This is a genomic window from Xenorhabdus sp. NBAII XenSa04 (assembly GCF_963866145.1).
Classification (GTDB): Bacteria; Pseudomonadota; Gammaproteobacteria; order Enterobacterales; family Enterobacteriaceae; genus Xenorhabdus; species Xenorhabdus indica.
Genome location: NZ_CAWMEB010000390.1, coordinates 15,958 through 31,872, shown reverse-complemented (window position 1 = coordinate 31,872; position 15,915 = coordinate 15,958). Strand labels below are relative to the sequence as shown.

General features: G+C 46.7%; 10 protein-coding genes and 1 pseudogene. 2 read left to right on the top strand and 9 right to left on the bottom strand.

Annotated features, from left to right (window positions below; all coding sequences use genetic code 11):
• The first annotated feature begins 172 nt into the window (after positions 1-172).
• Together AAC147_RS12870 and AAC147_RS12865 are read left to right on the top strand one after the other, a co-directional pair.
• On the top strand, positions 173-310 hold the full coding sequence (locus AAC147_RS12870) for a transposase (protein ID WP_231571412.1): 138 nt from the start codon (positions 173-175) through the stop codon (positions 308-310).
• A complete protein-coding gene (locus AAC147_RS12865) occupies positions 268-609 on the top strand; it encodes a hypothetical protein (RefSeq protein WP_197056381.1) in 342 nt (113 codons plus the stop codon). Before AAC147_RS12870 ends, AAC147_RS12865 begins: the two co-directional genes overlap by 43 nt.
• A gap of 1,032 nt (positions 610-1,641) precedes the next feature.
• Here the strand turns inward: AAC147_RS12865 and AAC147_RS12860 are convergent.
• The 9 genes and pseudogenes from AAC147_RS12860 to AAC147_RS12820 all read right to left on the bottom strand — a co-directional run.
• A pseudogene (locus AAC147_RS12860) lies at positions 1,642-1,746 on the bottom strand (IS110 family transposase); the annotation flags it as partial.
• Between the two features lie 24 nt (positions 1,747-1,770).
• On the bottom strand, positions 1,771-2,826 hold the full coding sequence (locus AAC147_RS12855) for a FecCD family ABC transporter permease (RefSeq protein WP_047681642.1): 1,056 nt from the start codon (positions 2,824-2,826) through the stop codon (positions 1,771-1,773).
• On the bottom strand, positions 2,823-3,833 hold the full coding sequence (locus tag AAC147_RS12850) for a FecCD family ABC transporter permease (protein WP_197056380.1): 1,011 nt from the start codon (positions 3,831-3,833) through the stop codon (positions 2,823-2,825). The genes AAC147_RS12855 and AAC147_RS12850 overlap by 4 nt, the downstream gene beginning before the upstream one ends.
• Before the next feature lie 2 nt (positions 3,834-3,835).
• Positions 3,836-4,633 carry an ABC transporter ATP-binding protein gene (locus AAC147_RS12845; protein ID WP_047681636.1) on the bottom strand — a complete coding sequence of 266 codons (798 nt, stop codon included), beginning with the start codon at positions 4,631-4,633 and terminating at the stop codon, positions 3,836-3,838.
• A 110-nt stretch (positions 4,634-4,743) separates the two neighbouring features.
• Complete coding sequence (locus AAC147_RS12840; protein ID WP_047681633.1) at positions 4,744-5,910, bottom strand: histidine decarboxylase; 1,167 nt, start codon at positions 5,908-5,910, stop codon at positions 4,744-4,746.
• On the bottom strand, positions 5,888-7,243 hold the full coding sequence (gene basC, locus AAC147_RS12835) for a putative histamine N-monooxygenase (RefSeq protein ID WP_052189542.1): 1,356 nt from the start codon (positions 7,241-7,243) through the stop codon (positions 5,888-5,890). Before basC ends, AAC147_RS12840 begins: the two co-directional genes overlap by 23 nt.
• Position 7,244: 1 nt before the next feature.
• Positions 7,245-11,744, bottom strand: coding sequence for an amino acid adenylation domain-containing protein (locus AAC147_RS12830; protein WP_072032512.1), 4,500 nt, complete (start codon positions 11,742-11,744; stop codon positions 7,245-7,247).
• 89 nt (positions 11,745-11,833) lie between these two features.
• Positions 11,834-12,793, bottom strand: coding sequence for an ABC transporter substrate-binding protein (locus AAC147_RS12825; protein ID WP_047681630.1), 960 nt, complete (start codon positions 12,791-12,793; stop codon positions 11,834-11,836).
• 101 nt (positions 12,794-12,894) lie between these two features.
• Entirely contained in the window at positions 12,895-15,744 is a 2,850-nt protein-coding gene (locus AAC147_RS12820) for a condensation domain-containing protein (protein WP_052189537.1), read from the bottom strand.
• Between the last annotated feature and the right edge of the window lie 171 nt (positions 15,745-15,915).

Sequence of the window (15,915 nt, the reverse complement as noted above, 5' to 3'; positions counted from 1 at the left end):
CAGTCGGCTATTCATTACGCGTTGAAACGACTGCGACTCAGCCGTAAAAAAAACGTTAAAACACCCTCGCGCTAACCCTCAGCTCCGTCAGGCGTTTATTGAGCGCCTCAGCGACTATGAACAGGCAGGTAAACCGATTATTTATTTAGATGAAAGTGGTTTTGCGCAATCGATGCCACGTCTATATGGCTATTCGGAAAAAGGGCGGCGCTGTTTGGGTACACACGACTGGCATGCTAAAGGCCGTCTTAACGTCATGGGGGCTATTTGCGAAGAGTGTTTATTTCTGGTGCGACACTGGTTCCTTTAAGCGGACAGAATCCTTCGGGGGGAGTTGTGAACACCATTCTGTGTAATTATAATCGACTCAATTGGACTGGTTGGCAAAATCAAAGCACGTTGCGTCTTGTTATTACCACTCCGAATAATTCTGCTGCATGGGAAGCATTTCTGGATGTAGCCAGCAGCTCGACTACTGTCAATGCTATAGGATCGAATGTTCCAGCAGACTGTAGGATCACCCTGCAAATGAAAGTTGGAAATATCACGGGCGGGTTATATCAACCGCCGTATATTTCGACGTATGACTGTACGGTGTATTACAATTAATAATCAACACTAATTTCTATAATAATTTAGATAGGCACAAAATGCGGAAAAAGCATGCAAAACGCTATTTCTGCTATATGGATTTTTTTCAAAATAATAGGAGTATTCCTTACCTTGCGCGGTGCGCGGGGTAAGGAAACACCACATGCTGATACTCTCACTATTATGAAAATATATATGGGAGCGTAGATATTATGATTTTATAACACCATGCAATACATAATCAAAATGCATTGTAATTGACGTCTGTCTATTATGAATTGTTGAGTAAATAGTCTTTGCTTTTTGATGCAACATAAAATACAGTCTTTGCAATAATCTATCTATTTAAGGGGCATCAAAATGATTTGGTTATTTTTTACGATAATAATTCCATCTATAATTGCATTTTTTGCATTTAGTTATTGTTCCGATGATAATAATCACATGAAGAACAAAAAGAATTAAATATCATTTCTTACTTAACCCATTAATTAATAATATATATACGAATCATATTCGTATATATGATGTGGATTTGACAACTTTCTCACCAGCATTAAATCCGAAGTCAGTTCCCGTCAGCGTTTGAAAACACGCTATGCCAACATCTTACATGTATTATGAACAGCCTCGTGCTGGCAAGGATACTCTTCCTGCACTATAGCTTACTTGAAATATTACGGTAATGCGACAAAACCTAAATTTTCGGATCACGAGAGGTGAACCAAACAACAGTCATAATACCCTTAAATTCAATGATGCTATCTAGATTGGTAATGGTGGCAGAATAATGCCCAAGAGATAACTCAAAATTTGCTGATTGACCCGACTCGGTTACATTTAATGGTTTGAGTTCGAATATAGTATAAGGATTACTATCTCAGATTCCCGGCCAGATACTCAGGCTTAAAAAAATAATAGTGACTTTACACCAATACTTGGACCAATTAGATTTCTGTAATACCTTCATCGTAGCACCTTAAACGCAATTATATTGTGAAAAACATTAACGTAAATCCGAAAAGAGATACAAACGTCATTGCAACATACCTGTAGCGCGTTTATCTGGGCGGTTCTGAACTTCACCAATTGCTGACGCATTCGGTGAAGTGCCAGGATCGCCTGTTGTTCTTCTGCCTTGACAGCGATGAACTTGGCGGGTTACTGAACCCCAGATATTCAGCGATTACGTAGTGCGCTCAGCCGCATCGTCAGGATGAACAGGGGCACACCAATGAGTGTGAAGCTCAAACCGACAGGGAGAAAGACTCCTGAGGGTGCTGCTTTCGTCATGATATCCGCGGTGACGACCAGATTGCCGCCCACCAGAGCGGAAAGAAACAGTCGGGCACGGCCTGTGGCCGATGAAATAAAGCTGGCCAGATGTGGTGCCAGTATCCCCAAAAAGCTCAATGGTCCTACTGCGGTGACAGACGCTGCGCTTAACAGGACAGAAAACATCATCAACAACGGACGGGAATATTTGATAGGCTCTCCAAGGGACATAGCAAGTTCGTTTCCAAGCTCATAGCGGTTTAACGCGGGGCCAGTGATCAGAATTCCGATAATACTCAATAAGAATAATGGGATGAATGAGGCGATAATTGACCAACTGGCCTGAAACAACGATCCTTGCATCCATCCAGCAAGATTCAAGGATAACTCTGTCGGAAGATAGAGAATAAGAAAAGAGCTGACAGAACTAAGAACGGATGAGACGGCAATCCCCATCAGCAAAATTGCCAAGCCACTTGCACGATTATTGCCGACGAGCAAAGTCAAAAATAACGCGACAATCAGTCCGCCAGCCAATGCAGCAACGACGATCAGCATCTTAGGAGCGGAAGGAACAAACGCCAGCAAGACTATGATCATCGTCATAGATCCCTGACTTATGCCAAAAAGGCCGGGATCGGCCAGCGGATTGCGGGCAATCGGCTGCAAAATAGCACCGGCAAGGGCTGCGCACCAACCCACCATCAGACCCAATAAAATATGAGGTATCCGTACAACCCAGAGTGCATAAAACTGTTGGTGATCAAGGGAATATCCGAAAAGCATATGTATGAATTCACGTATACCAACGTTCGTAACCCCGACGTTTAAAGAAATAGCCACGAGTATGATCGTGATGGTAAATAGGCATAAACCGACTTTTATATCACGAGTACGCATTTGCAATCCATTGGCGAAACGTAATACCCTTTGTCCGTCTGTTGCCTGATCGAAGTTCATAACGATCTCTCCGATGTTGTTGAAAGATAGCGTTTTCTGATGAGCCAGATAAAAAACAGCCCTCCCAAAAAATCCATCAGAATACCGGTATGTATGACATAAGGCTGGAAGAGTGTCTGCGCACAGAGATTGGCAATCAGGCAGATACTTGCCCCCGTCAGAGCACAAGCTGGCAGCGACAGCATAAAATTCTGACCAATCAGAGGCTTGACAATATGGGGTACAACCAGCCCCACGAAACCAATCGGACCGCATATGGCAACGGCAGAACTGGATGCAACTATGGCTGAAATCAGTGCAATGCGTGAAACAAGCGTTGCATTCGCGCCAATCGAAAGCGCCTTTTCGTAACCGAGCAGAATAAGTGTCAGTGGACGTGCCAGTAATAAAAGTACCATCAAGGCCAGTATACCGAACCACCAGAAATGGTTAAGTCTTGTGATATAGGCATGATTGATAGCTCCTGCTAACCAACTCAAATATTCGGTTCTTAATGCAGGATAGGCAAGAAGAACAGCATTGCTTATCCCAAGATAAAGCATCGCTATTAATGTGCCTGACAGTATCAGTAGCAAGTTGCGAGAAACGCCGTTAACGCCCGCCAGGCGAGATACTGCAAGAGATGACAGAAAGCCGAATAACCCGCCGACAAGGGCTGCTATGCCTTGTAATGTCAGATCGAACCCAAAGCTGATTGCACCTATTATGACAAACATTGTCGCACCGGCATTGATTCCCAATGTTGATGAGGAGGCCAGTGGATTGCGGATAAGCCCTTGGAAGACGAGACCACTGCATGCCATCACCGCACCGACATAAACAGAAATCAAAGCCCGTGGCAGTCGCTGGTATAAAATAACTGCCTGCTCATAGTCTTGCGGTTCGGACTGTGTTAAGGCTGCATAAATTTGTGAAATTGACGCAATATTCACGCCAAAAGAGAGATTAGAAAGAAAGATCAGCAGCAATACAAAAGATGCGAATATAAAGAACAGACTGGATTTCATCGTCATACTCCGGACTGATTTCCAGGGTGGTTTATGCCCGGATAAGGCTGACAAATAAGGCTGCCGTTGTAACTGAAAATATCGGCCGGAATATCGAATACGCGCTGGATATTATCTACCGTTATCGTTTTATTAACAGCACCTGCTGCAATAACGCTGCCAGTATTCAGCATCACTACATCATCGGCGAAAGTCGTTGTTAGATTTAAATCATGTAACACCACAACGATGGTTTTTCCGTGCTGGAGTGAGAGATCGCGAACCAATTTAAGCACTGTGTATTGATATTTGATATCTAGGTGGTTCACTGGCTCATCCATAAGAATGATGTCAGTGTCTTGTGCGAGCACCATCGCTACCCAAGCGCGCTGGCGTTGCCCTCCTGAAAGGGAGTTGACTTGAGAGCCTGCCTTATCGGCCAAGCCGACGATTTCCAGTACATCATGAAACAATTTGCGATCCCGTGAGGATGGCCCGCCGAAAAGTGAATTGCGCCCACTAGCTGCCAGCTCGATCAACTCTCCCAGTGTCATGTAATCCGGGCAGTGGCATTCCTGCGGCAGATAAGAGACTTTTCGAGCCAGCGCTTTGCGACCTATCCCTGTAATCTGCTTACCTTCCAACAGAATTTCTCCGCTTTTCAGGGGGATGAAACCCATGATGGACTTCAGAAGTGTCGACTTACCGCAGCCATTAGACCCGACGAGTGCAGTGATGCGCCCTTGGGCAAAGTCTACTGACAAATCATGCAATACGGTTTTCTTGCCGTAAGTTGCGGTGATATTTTTTGCTGTAAGCACCAAAGGCTCCTTCAATTTATCTTATATAAAATAAATTACAGTGTAATAGTTATCATTTGGCTAGCATACCAAAATCACAGGGTAAGCCCCAATGTAGTTGTTTTTACCTCTTACATAACAGCATCTATGACAGTATCCTGCACTTGAGTTATCTGGCGCGATTCAGCAATGACATCGTTGATTAATACATCGATTTTACTACTGTCGTGATGATGTGCTGTGGTGATTAGGTGTGCAACATTTCCCGACGTTGCCAGACAATGCTTCTTCCAGACGGCTGCCGACGGGCATGGAAATACCACCGTAATGGAGTTGTCATGACGCCAAGCGTTTATTCCGGCAGCACGGAAACACTTGACGGCATATTGTGCCATCTCTAGGCAGTGTTTGGTGCGGCGTTGCCAATCGGCAAACGAGTGACTGCGAATGGCCGCCCACATCATTAGTGGTGTCTGGCCATTACGTGAACCTGAGATAGTCTTGTCTTGAGCCGAAATGTAATCAACATCGACTGTAATACGCTCAACATTTTTCCGTTTTGCAACAACAATCCCGCAAGGAATGGGGGAACCTATCATTTTGTGCCCAGAGACACAGATGGAGTCGATACCATCTGCAAAGGTAAAAGGCTGCGGGTTCTCTACGAATGGCAAGATCATCCCACTTAAGGCTGCGTCAGCGTGCAGATAGTAATTCTCGCGAGTGATACCGACTTGCTGCATACTTTGTTGAATGATCTTTATGTTATCCACCGCACCGCGCAATGTCGTGCCGATATTGGCAAAGATGATTGGGTGTGGTTCTTTATGGGCGATGATCTTCTGTATCAGGTCGTTATAATCTATCTCACCAGTGGGTAAGGATTCTACTAAACAAGATTTGATACGCAGTAACTTGACGATTTTTGCCACCGAATAATGCGTATCTTTTGAATAATAAAGTGTTCCCTCCGGGAATAGTTCTCGCCCAAGATAGCAGCCGAACATATTACCCTCCGTTCCTCCGTTGGTAACATAACCCCAACTGTCTTCGAAAGGGATTTTGAACAGTTCAGCAAAGTATTTCATGACCTCTTTTTCGAACTCAAAAGAGTTTAAAAGATAGTTGCACTCCGCTCCCCAGTCACCACAATTATTGAGAGAGAACTGCATGAATCTCTGTAAATAAGAATAATCAAAATCTGAGGACTCAGGATAGCCGATATTAAAATACTGGTTTTTAACACAGTAATGCCAAAACGCATCTAGCCTGTTCTTATCGGCAACGGACAATGTCATCTTTATCTCCGGTATCGTGACACTCTGGCAGACCAAAGCTCTGAAATGACGAGTTTTGAGGCAAGCGATAATACTCTCGTCCAAGAAGCTGGTTGGCAATAATCCCATTGCGATACGCGCCAAGCCCCAGATCGGGAGAGCCAATACCATGCTGAAAAATCTCAGTATTCTGGACGAAAATAAGGCCTTTTCCTTTGTCAAGGCGCTGAGCACTAAAGTCCTCTTTTACAATAAGATCACCATAATCGTCGGTTGCAAGCACTGTATTTTTGAGTCCTTCTAACCATTCAGGGCGGGTATGCTCATAACCTGTTGCAGCGACAATAGCATCGGTTTCAATGACGCCGACTTTATCGAGATGCCGATGACGAAAAACGACCCGCAATGCCTCAGAGTCTCCAGTGTTTTCCACCTGCACGACTTCGCAGTTTGAAACAAGTAAAAGTCCTGGATCACGACCGCCGATGGAGCCTTCATACAAAATGTCGAAGATATCTGCGATAGTTGAGTAGCTGATACCTTTATAAAGTCCCCCCTGACCCGCCACGATCTTGCGGCGTTTCTCTCTTGTTATACTGTGAAAATGGTTCATGTAGGCTGGCGTGAAACATTCCTGACCGAGTTTCGACGATTCCATAGGATGAAAACCAGCAGATCGGGTAATCCACTGGATTGAAGCACCGGCCTCTATCATTTCAGGCGTCAACGCCTTGTAGAGCGCCAGCACGCATTCGGCAGCACTTTGCCCTGAACCAATTACCGTGACACGCCGGCACGTTGAGAGCTGTGCACGTCTGTTTATGAACTCTGCCGAATGTAAGATAGGCGCTTTGGTCTGGATTTTAGCCCACTCAGGCAGAAACGGAGCGGTTCCTATACCGATAGCAAGGTTACGACTGTAATACTGATGCGTCGATCCCGTATGAGACTTACTTTCAATAATGAAATGATCGGAAACCGGATCATAAGCCACATCAATGACATTTTCACCGAACTGGCAGGAGGGAAGCTGTTGCGTCACCCAGCGGCAATAATGGTCATATTCCTGGCGTGGGATCTGAAAGTTTTCATAATAGTAGAATTTGTAAAGACGATCATGCTTATGAAGATAATTAAGAAAACTCAGAGGGTGTGTAGGCTCTGCCATTGTTACCAGATCCGCCAGGAATGGAACCTGCAGCGTTGTACCGGGTAACAGGAGACCCTCATGCCAGCGAAACTCAGGCTTACGTTCGAGGAAAAGGCTGGTCAGATCAGTGTGTGACGAAAGCAGCGCCGCCAATCCCAGATTGAAGGGGCCAATACCAATACCGATCAGGTCAATATCATTCATATTAATAATCCGGACTGTTTTCTAAAGTTTTTTCATTAAGATGCTGTTCGACTTCTGCCACGTTACGGCAACGCAGCAGTTGCGAGAGCGGAAGCACGATCGCAAATTCCTCACAGATCCGTGCTGAAATTGTTTTCAGATGCTGAGGACGCAGCCCCATGCTGATGAAGTCGCTGGCTCCATCGATGTGGCTAGCGTGCGATTGGCCGAGTATGTCCAGATAGATTTCCAGCACCTTCTTTTTCATCGCTGTTTCTCGCGTAGGAAAAGAGTCGTGCCGAATAGGCGGTTGTTCATGCACCGATTCCATCAGCAGGCTACGTGCTTTAGAGCGATCAGGTTTGCCATTTGGTGAGAGCGGTAATTCGGTGACCGGCAGGATCCTTGTTGGGATATGCGATGGTGGCAGACATTGGCAGGCATATTTGCGCAATTCTGCTCCTGACAAAGTATCCTCTTGTAACGGCACATAAAGTACGCCGATGGAAGTCTCACCGTGCATTTCCTCGCCATAGTCCACCACAAGAACATGCTTAACCGATGGATGGCGAACCAGTTCATTCTCGATGTCCGGTAATGAAATACGTACTCCACGCACTTTGACGTAACCGTTGACACGGCTATCGAAGACAATGATGCCATCACGACGATAGTGCCCATGATCACCGGTCCGGAACGCGCGGATCTCTTCTCCGTTTGTATCCTTGATGGTCACAAAATTGGTCTGGGTGAGGATTCCGTTTTCCAGATAACCCAATGCGACATTGACGCCTGCCGTATGAATAAGGCCAGTAACACCCACCGGACAATGATCGCCATGCCTGTTTAGCAGAAAATAGCTGTTAGCCGGTAAGGGCCTTCCATAAGGGATCAGACTAACGTCGTCCAACCCTATTTCATGCCATATACTCCATATAGTCGTCTCTGTTGGTCCCCCCAACGAAATCAACCGAACTGACGGCAGGAGTGTACGCAGGCTACCAATAACAGCCGGTTTGATGTAATCACCACCCTGAGCAATCAGCCGCAGGCTTTTCAATTCATTCCCCTGGCGGCACGCGAGAAGCATTTCCAGAATAGCGGGTACAGAGCACCATAATGTCACCTTGTGCTCGGCAACCAACTGGTTCCAGCGTAGTGCATCCTTTTCTTCACCGATAGCGGGAAGAACAAGGGTCGCACCTACAGTCAGGCAGCCAAAAACGTCGAAGACCGACATATCATGATGCAAAGGCGTGACAGAAATGAAGACATCCCGATGCGTTATAGACCATTCGTCAAGGGTACTGGTGATGACATTCGATGTTGATTTATTGGATAAAACAACGCATTTCGGCCTTCCGGTTGTTCCGGATGTGTAGAGGTAGTAGGCGGGCGCTTCGCTTGATGAGAGAGCGTCAAGCATAAGCGGCAGTTCCGCCAAGGGCTCGGCAGACAAGAGTTTTTCAGGTGTTTCTGCTGGATGTTTAATCTCTTCTCTTTTTGTTGTTACCACAAGATCTGGATGGCAGTTTTCAAGGAGATAATGCAGTCGCTCTGAGGGAGAATCTGCGTCTATCGGAACCCAGATCACCCCCGTCAGCGCACAGGCTAGGGTCACGGCCGTGTGCTCAGGCCCACGGTGCATACAGAGCGCAACGACACTGCCCTTGGCAAGCCCTTTCTCCATGAAAGCTCCCATTATTCGACGCACATTACGCCCCAGTTCGGCGTAGCTGACATGCCTGTCGCCACTGATAAGTGCCGTTTTGGTGTTTTTGCTGTCGAAGATATTGGTGGCTATCCGGCTGAGAAATCGCCCGCAGTGAAAATCAGCTTCAATGCCATTCAATCGATAGTGGTTTGTATCGATAATATCCTGCGCCGAAATTGCGAATACGCCTGAAGCTGCGATGGCCTGTATTGCCTTGTCTATAGCGCTTAAAATATCTCGAACGAGAGCCGATTCAATCGCCGCAGTAGCATAATCAATGTCAAAGACAAGCGCTTTGTCTGCATTGATCGAAAAACGAATATCCATCGCAACTTGTGGTGTCTGCGTCAGCCCACTGTGCAACCGCATACAACTGTCCTGACCTGATACCGGCCACGAAAGTCCGTTGGTAATCACTACCGGTAAAACAGGGCCAGCACCATGCTTTTCAACCAGAAGCCGGGTAATATCTATACCTGAAAATGCAAGATGTTCGAGCCCTTCCAGCACATCGTTCTGTAAGGTGTTGGCTCGCTCAGAAAGGTTGCCCTGTTCAGCATTCCAGTTGACCACAATAAAACTTGAACGATTACACAAAACACCGGATACCTGCGGCGCGACGGGAACACCGATGAACAAACTCTTCTCTTCGATCCAATGGGACATAACCTCAAGTACCAGTGTCATGATGGCAGAATTCTTGAAAAGCATTTGCTTGGCGCCGGCTTTCGACACTGCGATATAATCTTCCCGTGCTACAATCAGGCTTTGCCGTGCATAGAGGGAAGTGCCTATTTGTGCCAGTGGTTTTATCCACGGAAACCGTAGTGGACTGCTGACTGCCTCAAGCTTTGTTTTCCAATATGCTTCATCCATCTTGCGTTTTTCAGAGATATCTTCACCATCCAAGGGGGCATCAGTATCCGCCACGATTGATACCTTACCCTCGAAAAGCTCTACCATCAGGGCAGCTATAGACCGTCCATCAAGGATCAGTGCGTCGAAACGAACAAACGCGATCAGATTATCCTCTTCCGGTTTATTTTCCGGCAAACGGAACAGCGTGATGCCCCACGGAGAGCGATCCAAATCGAAAAGCGCATGCGCAAATTCTTCACGGTAGTTTTCCACATGACGGAGTGCCTCTTCCCTTAACATGGTGCTCAGGTCGATTTGCTGTAAATGGATATCCGCTTCTGCGCTAACATATTGGACGAGTCGTTTTGCATCTATACGGGTGCGCAAACTTTCATGTCGCTGAACCATATCCGTTAGGTGATTTCGCAGACGTGCCAATTCCATGCGTCCGCGATATTCGCGAAATTCTTGCATCGCAACGCCACTAAGCGGTAATTCTGCTCGCCGCCCAAGCAGATATGCCAGTTGCAGGGAGGTTAATGGTTTTTCCATGCTGTTCTTCTGGTCGATTTTTACAGTAGAGCCAGTGGCGCTGATTCTGGCTGTCGGTGATGGGGCTGCTACTTCATCGGGTGAATATATTTCATCGGGTGAATGTATTGCCTCATCGAAGCGTTGCGGATATGTGGCGATTTCACGGACGAAATTGACAAAACTGTCGAACATTGGGGTTATCCATTCTTCTGGCAGCATATCCAGACGAATGTCCCAGTTGATGAGAATACCACCGTCGGCGGAAGCAACTTGTGCATCGAGCGCAACTTGAGGACCTTGTGAGATAACCCAGTTCATGGGACCAAATGCGTGCCTGACGCGATCTGAGAGGAGCTCGCCCCTTGGTATATCCAGTGCCGCGGTGAAGACGACAGGAGTCAATTGCGTCGCACCATGATGTCGGGAAAGATCGCGCATCAGATTCACACCCGGATAAGTCGAATGGGCGAGCAAATCTGTCAGTTGCCCGCCAAGCCGTTTACAAAGATCAGCAGGGCTTTCTGTTTCATTGATACCCACGCCGAGAATGAGCACATTAGAGAAATCGCCGACAATCCTCTCCACGTTATCCACAAGGGGGGAACGCCAGAACATCGGCACATTGAGCCGAAAGCATTTATCTCCGGTATGCCTTCCAAGAACAATAGAGAAAAGTCCCAGCATCAAGCTCGACATGGTTATACTGTGTGTTCGGGCAAGCCTTTTCAACGCCTGACGCTCGTCTGGCTGGAGCCAGGCTGCCAGACGATGGCTGCGAGCTTGATTGGTCAAAGTTTTGTTAATAGGCAACACGGGGGCAGGCGGAATGTGTGGAATACGTGAGCGCCACCAGATTCTGTCCCTTTCACGGGCAGCTTTTAAATAGGGATCGGTGCGCACTTGGTCGCACCAGTCGAAATAGGACGCGATGACCGGAGCCGGCTGATCCGGGTTATCATAAAATATCGCCAGATCCTCCATTAATACCCTGAAACTCGAAGGATCGATAGCTATCATATCTGTATCGACATGCAGGCGAAATTTCCCGCCATCTCGCAGACTGAGCGAAAAACGGGACGCCTGACCAGAAGAAAGATCAAGCTTCTGGTGAGTCCACTCCATGCGTTTAACAAGAAGTAACCTTGCCTCCTCCTGTTCTGGTAATCCCCTAAAATCCTCAATCTCCAGCAACAACGACTCATCGGATGGAATAACAGACTGAAGCCCTCCAGCGTTGACACAGAGTCTTAGCATGGGGTGCAGAGAACAAACGCGTTCCAAAGCCTGTTTAAATTTTTCTATCTCAATGTCATAGCCGTCGAATTCAGCATAAAGATGCGCGGCAACGCCTCCCAAATCGGTCTGAACGTTACGTCCGACCCAGCAGGCCGCCTGCATTGACGTTAATTCTCTCATAGTTTATTCACGTGGTTGAAAAATCTTGATTAATGGAGCTAGTATAAAAATATGTTGAATTCACACAGCTTCTGGAGGACGAGATCATTTTATTGCTTTGTCTTAGCCCATTCTCCCACGGCTTTGAGAGTATGTTCCGCGCTGGCAAACGTGGGGGTAAAAACTTTGCCTGCGTTAAGAAAAATAATCCGTTTTTCACGAGCGGGTTTCATATAGTGAGCCCACCCAGGCACGATACGATCAAGTGCGGAGCGAATAGCGTTTTCATCGTGCTCCTTGCTGCCCCAACTGTTAAGTACGACCAGAACGTCCGGATTGAGTTCGCCTAATTTGTCGGCACTCAACTGTAAAAGCAGTTGAGATGAGGTGACAGAAAGATCGCCTTGTGCCGAGAGATTCAGGCGAGTGAAACCAAGATCTTCCAACGCTTGAGTGAAACCAGTTGCTTCGCCGACGACATTGATTTGATCGGTTACAAGGATCGGTAGATAGGTCTTATTCGCCGGATTTTCCGGCAAAAGGGCACGTGTTGCCGCTATGTGTTGTAAATACATATCCCGTCGTTTTTGAAAATTCTGTTCACGTCCGGTCAGTTTGGCCAGATTTTCTTCAATATTGAAATTATGGAATTTTCCAGAAAGGAAATTTTGCAGATAGACAGGAGCGACCGTTGAAAGCTGTTTTACCTTGCCGATATCGAATTCTGTTCCAATAATGAGGTCGGGTTTAAGCGCGTAAAGTTTTTCCAGGTCGATTTCCTGGCCAGCACTGATACCTTGTGGTTTTGTGTACCCTTCACCGAGCACAGTATCGACAAAATCTGTACCAAACTGATAGGTGCCATCTTCCGAACGACCATAACTGCCGACTGGTTGAACGCCCAGCTCCATTAGGGGCAGACCGATAGCTGGCTCGCTCATCACCACAATACGTTGTGGCTCCTCAGGAATAACGACTTCCCGTCCCATGGTATCCGTGACCTGCCGCGTTGCGGCAAAGGCCGATGCCCCTATCAAGCACAGTAATATGACAGTAATAGCAGATCGCATAACGTTTTCTCTTTTAAATCGGAGTAGGATTATATGGTTCGGTCAGGCACAAACCGCCCCTGACCGAACCCATCACGGTTGGTTCATCACCCCTATAGGCATCACACAGGAACTTGAGCAAGGGGAAGGCTTGAGACCTCAGGTGTTGTGAAGAATGCGAAAACTTTATCTATTGTTTCACGGATGCGTTGGACATGTTCTTCAGGATAACGATCCGCACGGTAAGTTATCACCAGTCGCATTATTCTTTCTCCATCAATGACATCTTCCATGATCTCGAATTGAAGACCGAACATGGATTCTTTTTTATCGGGATCGATTTGCCGATAGCGTATATCGTTGCCAGACGGGGTTTTAAGAGCGCCATTCAGCGCATTATTGGCATGAATTTGAATATAAACGTCGAAGATTAGACCATCCTCAGGTGTCATTCCCAGCGATTGTTGAATAATATCGAGCGGTACATCTGCATACGGCATTGAATTATTGATAGTATCTCTGGTGTCTTCGATCAGTGTGACGACGGGTTTTTCTGGATAGAACTGCAACCGATGAGCAACCATAGTGGTAAAATAGCCTACTGTTTCATAGGTATTGGGATCGGTACGACCCGACGCAGAGGTACCTATCACGATATCCTTCAGATTGCCAAGTTTGTGCAGCGAAAGCGCAATGGCAGCGTAGACGACACTGAACAGGGATGCATTATTTTGCCGGGCAAAGGAATAAAGACGATGCGTGATTTCAGGTTTAGGTTTGTACTCAATCCAGCCGGCTTCTGACGAACTTTCATGCGCAGCGATAGTCTTCCGGTTGTCAGATAAGGCGAGTCCTAACCCGCGCGTTGCATCACGTAACATGTTAGTCCAGTAATCGAGATGCTTTTGATTAAAGCCGTCTGCCCGCTGTTGCTGAGCAAACTCATGAAATGACAATGCGGTTTTTTTCCACACAGGAGCCATACTTACAGAGCGCGCTAAATAAGCCTGGGCAAGTTCCTCCATCAGGACATTCAATGACCATTCATCAATAACCATATGATGAACGAGGAATGACAATATTTGACGTCCGGTTTCTGGATTGCGGATCAGCCGTATTCTGATCGGCAATTCGCGGGAAAGATCGAACTTATAAGCAGCTTCGTCATCAAGATGTACACCGTTGCTTTCGTGACTGCGCCAGAACCACTTATCATTGGTCACGTCCGACATGGCGACAATCTGCTGACAAGCCTCACCATTTTGAACATGGAATCGGGTGCGCAAGCTAGGATGACGCTCGATAAGATCAGAAAAAGCCTGCTCAAGGAGCGTTTCGTCAACCTCATCAAGAAAATCCAGCGCGAATGGCAGGTTGAAGATGGTGCCGAATTCATAAGCGTTATAGGCATTCCAAAGAGAGGCTTGTGCGAGTGCCAAGGGAGCCATCAAACGATCGTTTTGTGTCTGCGCCAGAGGCTCCACGTCCTTGTTCTGATTTGTTATCACTGCGCGTGATGCCAAGGCGGCGGCAGAAGGATGGCTAAAGAAATCACCGAAGTGCACTTCCAGCCCGTGCGTGCCAAGCAGTTTACCGATAATGCGCGTTGCCAGCAGAGAATGGCCGCCACAGTCAAAAAAATCATCATCTATCGTCATATCTGTAACGGCTAAAGTTTCACGGAACTCTGACAATATGATTGCTGCTATTTCATCTGTGCCAGCGGAGATCTCCTTTCCGGGGGCGTTATGAGGGGAATACACAGCAGTGCCAGACACAGAGTTCGCGACTAAACCCGCAATGGCATCTTCATCACCTTTAAGACATGACACAAAACGACTTAGCAGAAACTCGCCGGTATGACCAGAAATCGCCTGGCCGGTTGTTAATATAAGGCTAATGTCCTCTGTACCTTCACACTCTGTTGCTAGTTCAAAATCGGGCCGCATTTCATAGGTTGGCAACAGGATAGGCTGACTCAGTAAGCTCTGTTGTCCAACCAGGCCATTCGGACGAGATAGCAACCGAACATATACCCAGGACTCATCACTCCCTGTTACGGGCGCACCGGAGAGAAGATTGTCTTCGTCTGGTTGCGCCTGAAGCTTATCCATGACGGATTTGATGATCTGTGCTTCCGCCATGCCACACTCGATAATCATGCGGCGGAAACCGTCCGACTGTAACAGACAAAGTGCAATCTTTTCTTGACCGCCGAGCAGGCCAATGAATTGGGCGAATCTGGCTGAAATCACAGCCGACACACAGTGAATCAGTTTGTCGCGAGAAAGAGATGTTTTCAGTTCACTAATTTTAAGTCCTGTTTTCCAACGCAGTGCAAGCCGATCTTTACTCAAGCCGGCTGTTACACTAAAAGAGGAATGAATGATGCTGTTCTCACTGTTGCAACAGCGCAGCCAGGAGATGAGAGAAGTCGGCTTTCCGTCGAAAGGTAGTAAGGAGACACGTTTTAGGGATGGGGGTTCTACCCAGTGACCGGCATAGGCGCGGATCAGTATTTCGAGTATCTCGTTTTCATGACAAGTTTGTGCCAATATCTCGTGCAAAATAAGAGATAAAACAACTTCATTATTTTTTTGTATTATTAAAATCTTAAAGGGTGGATGTTGTTCAGGAACCCAAGCATCTGCTTGCACAGCTAGCATCTGATTGATCATGTCTGTATGTGAGCTGGCATGGAAAAACTCAAGGCAGGCTTGCCAGCCCACGATTCGGGTTTTATGCAACTCACCATCATCATTTAACTCATAGCGTACGTTCAGATCCGGTATTGCCTCAATAACAGTCTGAATAGCATGTACCATCATTGAAATATTAACATTGTCATGAAGCCGCCAGGCTGAGAGCTGCTTGAGAATTCGGCCAGGATTCTGTTGCTGTAGCAGCCAGATATGTTCTTCATAACGGGATACGGATATGTGCGATGATTTTCCTGAATCAATATTCAACATGGATTTTCTCGTTTTATCAAACTGAACAGTCTTTTTTTACAATGCATTAATACGAGCCAATATCCATTAAATGCCACATAGGGGGACTAATGCTGCCCGCAGGACGTGCGTTGCAGTGGCTGCTGTATTTGGAGCGAACTGACAAATATGCAATTGACAAATAGGGAGATT

Coding starts and splice junctions, on each gene's coding strand:
- basC (WP_052189542.1), bottom strand. CDS start 7,243: ATGAATGATATTGACCTGATCGGTATTGGTATTGGCCCCTTCAATCTG.
- AAC147_RS12870 (WP_231571412.1), top strand. CDS start 173: ATGCCACGTCTATATGGCTATTCGGAAAAAGGGCGGCGCTGTTTGGGT.
- AAC147_RS12820 (WP_052189537.1), bottom strand. CDS start 15,744: ATGTTGAATATTGATTCAGGAAAATCATCGCACATATCCGTATCCCGT.
- AAC147_RS12850 (WP_197056380.1), bottom strand. CDS start 3,833: ATGAAATCCAGTCTGTTCTTTATATTCGCATCTTTTGTATTGCTGCTG.
- AAC147_RS12855 (WP_047681642.1), bottom strand. CDS start 2,826: ATGAACTTCGATCAGGCAACAGACGGACAAAGGGTATTACGTTTCGCC.
- AAC147_RS12840 (WP_047681633.1), bottom strand. CDS start 5,910: ATGACATTGTCCGTTGCCGATAAGAACAGGCTAGATGCGTTTTGGCAT.
- AAC147_RS12825 (WP_047681630.1), bottom strand. CDS start 12,793: ATGCGATCTGCTATTACTGTCATATTACTGTGCTTGATAGGGGCATCG.
- AAC147_RS12830 (WP_072032512.1), bottom strand. CDS start 11,744: ATGAGAGAATTAACGTCAATGCAGGCGGCCTGCTGGGTCGGACGTAAC.